The sequence below is a fragment of the Corallococcus interemptor genome (assembly GCF_003668875.1).
GTDB classification, from domain to species: Bacteria; Myxococcota; Myxococcia; order Myxococcales; family Myxococcaceae; genus Corallococcus; species Corallococcus interemptor.
This window is the reverse complement of sequence record NZ_RAWM01000386.1, coordinates 1-420: the sequence shown is the minus strand read 5'-3', so window position 1 is coordinate 420 and position 420 is coordinate 1. Positions and strand designations below refer to the sequence as shown.

The following is a 420-nucleotide window of genomic DNA, read 5'->3' as shown; positions in this document are numbered from 1 at the left end:
GACCCACCCGGACTGGGCGCCATCATTGGCGGTCCGCGGATGTGGGAGCGTGGCCGCGGCGACGTCGACTTCTTAGAGGTGCGGGTGGGCACGGGTGTGCAGCACGCACCAGATTCGGTGTTGTCGGTGACCTGGCCGGACATTTCCTCCGATGAGGAGCTAGAGCCCGTGACCGGGCAGGCGCTGCGCGATTTCATCTTGGAGCAGCGCAAGATTCGCGATATCGCCAAGGTGGTGAACCTACGGTCGGCACCAGGCTTCAGCTTCGTGAGCGAGGACCTGGACCGGGTGCGGTCGCTGATGCGGTCGGTGTTGTGCTCGCTGGCGGTGTTTCACAACCCGCGTGACGTCAAGCTGATGGTGGTGACGCGCAACCCCGAGGTGTGGGCGTGGATGGTGTGGCTCCCCCACAACCTGCAC

1 pseudogene is annotated in these 420 nt (G+C 65.0%); it reads left to right on the top strand.

The features are described from left to right. Window positions 1-420 (top strand): annotated as a pseudogene (locus D7X96_RS39305) (hypothetical protein); the annotation flags it as partial.